Origin of the sequence: Rathayibacter sp. AY2B7, from assembly GCF_002931635.1 — a bacterium.
In the GTDB taxonomy this organism is placed as follows: Bacteria; Actinomycetota; Actinomycetes; order Actinomycetales; family Microbacteriaceae; genus Rathayibacter.
The window spans coordinates 1-4,298 of record NZ_PSUC01000163.1; the positions used below are offsets into that span (position 1 = coordinate 1).

Sequence of the window (4,298 nt, forward strand, 5' to 3'; positions counted from 1 at the left end):
GCGCGGCGGCTTCTGGTAGGCCGAGGCCGAGCTGATGAAGACGTACTGGCCCGTGCGGCCGGCGAACAGGTCGATGTCCTGCTGCACGTGCTCGGGCGTGAAGGCGACGAAGTCGATGACGGCGTCGAAGGTCCGGTCGCCGAGGGCGGCGGTGACGGAGTCGCGGTCGCGACCGTCGGCCTGCACCTCGCGGACGCCCTCGGGCAGCGGGCGGAGCGACGTCCGCCCCCGGTTCAGCACGGTCACGTCGTGGCCGAGCCGCAGCGCCTCGCGGACGCAGGCGGCGCTGATGATGCCCGTCCCGCCGATGAACAGCACGCTGAGCGACATGGATCCTCCTCCGGCGGCGCCCGCGGCGGACGCCTCCCGACCCGATTCCCCCACATCGGGGCGCCGCACGCGAGTCCCTTGACCCGGCTACCGCTCGACGGGACGCCGGTGCTCGTCCTCCGGGTCGGGGGCGAGCAGCGCCTCCGGAGCGGCCGCCGCGGTCGGCACGTCGGGCGTCGTCCGCTGCTCGAGGGAGCGGCCCCAGGCCGTGCCCGCGAGGATCAGCGCGATGCCGAGGAAGCCGACCGGCGCGATCGGGTCGCGGGCGAGCGCGACTCCGACGACCGCGGCCCACACCGGCTCGGTGCCCAGCAGGAGGCTGACGCGGGAGGGGGAGGTGCGGCGGACCGCCCACGTCTGCACGAGGAAGCCGAAGACGGTGCAGACCAGGACGAGGTAGAGGAACAGACCGGCGCCCACGGGGTCGAGTCCCGCGACGTACTCGGGGATCGGCACGCCGACGAGGAGCGACGCGGCGCTGAACACGACGGCGCAGGTGCCGAGCTGCACCGTGGTCAGGCGGAGGGAGTCCATCGGCGCCCGGGCCGAGAGGCGGTGCATCGACGTGACGTGCACGGCCCGCACGACGGCGGCGCCGAGGATCAGGAGGTCGCCGGGGGAGAGCGGGCGGAGGGCGCCGTTGCCCGCGAGCAGCGCGACTCCGACGACCGCGACGAGGCAGGCGAGCAGGAAGCGGCCCGGGAGCCGGCGCTTCGAGACGGCGGAGTCGAGGATCGGCGTGATCACGATCGTCAGGCTGATGATGAGGCCCGCGTTGGTGGCGGAGGTGCCGGCTATGCCGTAGGTCTCGAGCGCGAAGATCGTCGCGAGCAGCGCCCCGATGGTCACGCCGACCCGCCACTCCGCCGCGGTGATCCGGTGCCGCCGCGCCGCGACGATCACGGCCAGGCACAGGGCGGCGAGGGTCATCCGCGAGCCGAGCAGCGCCATCACGCTGGAGTCGGTGACGAGCTCCTTCGCCGCGAAGTAGGTGGAGCCCCAGGAGGCGGCGACCACGAGCAGGAGGAGGTCGACCCGGAAGCGGGAGAGGAGAGCGCGCACGGCTCATCGTGGCGGCACGGAGACCCGAAGGACAAGACTGCATCTTCTTCGCCGACGCGTAAGTTGGAACTCATGGAACTCGGACAGCTCAGGGCTCTGCGGGAGCTCGGCGAGCGCGGGAGCATCGCCGCCGTCGCCGCCGCGATGCGGGTGTCCCCCTCCTCCGTCTCGCAGCAGATCAGCGCGCTGCAGCGCCGCACACCGACGGCGCTGACCTTCCGCGACGGGCGCCGGACCGCGCTGACCCCCGCCGGCCGCGCTCTCGCGGCGGCCGTGGTCGAGGTGGAGGTGGCGCTCGAGCGCGCGGCCCGGGCGGTCGCGGACTTCGAGGGGGAGCCGAGCGGCACGGTCTCGGTCGCCGCGTTCCACAGCGCGGGGCTGGCGATGTTCGGCCCGCTGCTGGAGGCGCTGTGCGCACCGGGACGGCCGGGCGTCGCGCTCGCCGACTTCGACGTGGCGCAGAGCGCCTTCGCCGGGCTGACCGCGGATCACGACCTGGTCGTCGCGCACCGGCTCGCCGGCAGCGCCGAGTGGCCCGGGACCGTGCGGTCGACGCCCCTCCTCTTCGAGCCGCTCGACCTCGCGCTCCGCCGCGACCATCCGCTCGCCGCGAAGGACGTCGTCCGCCCCGCCGACCTCCGCGACGAGGAGTGGGTCGCGGTGCACGAGGGCTTCCCCCTGGAACGGGCGATCGACGCCATCGCGGTCCTCGCGGGCGGCGACGCGCGCATCCCGCACCGGATCAACGACTTCCTGGTCGCGGCGGCGGTCGTGTCGGCGGGCGACGGCGTGGCGCTGCTGCCGCGGTACACGACCGACCTGCGGCGCACGCCGGAGGTGGTGCTGCGGCCGCTCGGGATCCCGGGGCTCGGCCGCCACATCGACTGCCTCGCCCGGCCCGAGACGCTGGAGCGCTCGGCCGTGCGGGCCGTGCTCGAGCAGCTGACCGGGATCGCCGCGGGGCTCGCCGCCGCGCCGTAGCATCGTGCCGTGCACCGCCTGATCGAGACCACGGCCGGAGACCCGGCAGCCACGGACCTCTTCGCCCTGCAGGAGGCCGACCTCCTCGCCCGCTACGGCGGCGACGACACCGGTCCGCGCCCTCCCGCCGACGCTCCGACCCTGCTGCTCGAGGTCGACGGCGGGCTCGTCGGCTGCGTGGCGCTCGCGGTCGAGGACGGGATCGGCGAGATCAAGCGGATGTTCGTGGTGAGCGCCGCGCGGGGCCGCGGGCTCAGCCGCGTGCTGCTCGCCGGCGTCGAGCGGCTGGCGGCCCGCGAGGGCGTGGAGCTGCTCCGACTGGTCACCGGAACGGAGCAGCCGGAGGCGATGGCGCTCTACGCGAGCGCCGGCTACGACCCGATCGCGGGCTACGGCTACTGGGGCGACGAGCCGAGCGCCCGCTGTTACGCGAAGCGGCTCGACCGCGAGTCCCTGCTCGCCGACGCGGGCTGACGCCGGGCTGCCCGTTCGGCCGTCGCGGGTCGGCGCCGGTCTGCCCGACCGGCCGTCGCGGGCCGGCGCCCACTGACGTCGGGTTCTGCGTTCGGCCGTCGCGGGTTCGCCGGGCTGCTCGTTCCAGGGTGCTCGCGAGCCGTGCCGCCCGCTCGGAGGGTCCGCGCCGACGCGTCGGGTGCGGGTCCGTGGCGTCGAGACCCGACCGCCCAGCGGTGCGGAGAAGCCGCGAAAGATGAGGCGCGAGAGGCGCGCCGCGCCGCCTCAGGACAGGTTCGCGCCAGAGCGGCCTCGAGCGGCGTGCCCCGTCGCGCAGCAGGCGACTCTGTCGGAGCAGCGCGGGCATCCTCCCGTGCCTCTCACCCGACTCTGCCCCCGATACCCAGGGGTGCACGATGACAAGAAGGACTCCGATGCAGAACGAAGACACCAGTACGCCGACCGCCGCCCCCGATCGTCTGACCCAGCGCCGAACCGTGGTGAAGGGCGCCGCATGGGCCGTTCCCGTGGTGGCCGCCTCGATCGCCGCTCCGATGGCCTCGGCCTCGACCGCCCCCCAGTGCGCCCTGCAGGACACGCAGCGCATCGACGCCACCTCGACCACCGCGCTCGCGGCCCGGACGATCCCCGTGCCCGCGGGAACCCAGTGGGTCCGCTTCACGGCGGTCGGCGGAGACGGCGGCGGCGTCCGCACCGGGTCGGACGTCACCAACGCCGGTGCGCGGGTGACGGGCACCATCCCCGTCGACGCGCTCGGCGGAGCGTCCGAGATCGTCATCACCGCGGGCTCGGGCGGCAGCAACCAGGCCGGCGGCCAGGGGCTCGGCAACGGCGGGGCTCCGGGCACTCCGGGCTACATCGGCTCCGGAGGAGGGGGCGGGGCCAGCGGGATCACCGCCGCGGGCTCCCTGCTCGTCATCGCGGGCGGCGGCGGCGGTAGCGCAGCCGGCTTCACCTCGAACGACTTCACCCGGTCCGCCCGCGTCGGGCCGAACGCGGCGTCCGGCGGTCCCGTCGGCGGCTCCGGCTACGAGAGCGCCGTCTCGCGCGCGGACAGCAGCACCGGCTCCACCGAGCAGGCCCGGAGCACCGGCGGAAGCCAGACCGGGCCCGGGCAGCCCGGTGTGACGACGGTCAACGTGACCGAGTCGGTTCTCGGCAGCCCGGGCTCCGGGCGCGACGGCGGTGCCGGCGCACCGAGGACGAACGCGAGCCGCCAGGTGACGTACGCGTCCGGTGGCGGTGGCGGCGGTTACTTCGGCGGTGCCGGCGGCGGCACCTCCCTGTGGGTGCGCGGTGGCGGCTCCTACGCGGCCAACGCGTCGACGGGCGGAGGAGGCAGCAGCTTCGCCGCGTCCAGCGTGACCGTCGAGAACTCGGACGTCGACACCCGTCCGCAGACGATGGGCTACGTGGAGGTCGCCTTCTTCGTCTGCGAGTAGCGCCTGCCC

The 4,298-nt window shown here is 75.0% G+C and carries 5 protein-coding genes; 3 read left to right on the forward strand and 2 right to left on the reverse strand.

The window, feature by feature from the left end:
- The coding region (locus C5C27_RS16670; protein WP_146079735.1) for an NAD-dependent epimerase/dehydratase family protein at positions 1–330 on the reverse strand (330 nt) is incomplete at its 3' end.
- Between the two features lie 87 nt (positions 331–417).
- Entirely contained in the window at positions 418–1,392 is a 975-nt protein-coding gene (locus tag C5C27_RS16675; RefSeq protein ID WP_219813198.1) for a DMT family transporter, read from the reverse strand.
- Between the two features lie 72 nt (positions 1,393–1,464).
- On the opposite strand from C5C27_RS16675, the gene C5C27_RS16680 reads away from it, so the two are divergent.
- The 3 genes from C5C27_RS16680 (at position 1,465) to C5C27_RS16690 (ending at position 4,289) form a co-directional block, all read left to right on the forward strand.
- Positions 1,465–2,373, forward strand: coding sequence for a LysR family transcriptional regulator (locus C5C27_RS16680; protein ID WP_104239391.1), 909 nt, complete (start codon positions 1,465–1,467; stop codon positions 2,371–2,373).
- 9 nt (positions 2,374–2,382) lie between these two features.
- Positions 2,383–2,847 carry a GNAT family N-acetyltransferase gene (locus C5C27_RS16685; RefSeq protein ID WP_104314960.1) on the forward strand — a complete coding sequence of 155 codons (465 nt, stop codon included), beginning with the start codon at positions 2,383–2,385 and terminating at the stop codon, positions 2,845–2,847.
- A 413-nt stretch (positions 2,848–3,260) separates the two neighbouring features.
- Positions 3,261–4,289, forward strand: a complete 1,029-nt coding sequence (locus C5C27_RS16690) for a hypothetical protein (protein ID WP_146079736.1) — start codon at positions 3,261–3,263, stop codon at positions 4,287–4,289.
- Positions 4,290–4,298: the final 9 nt, after the last annotated feature.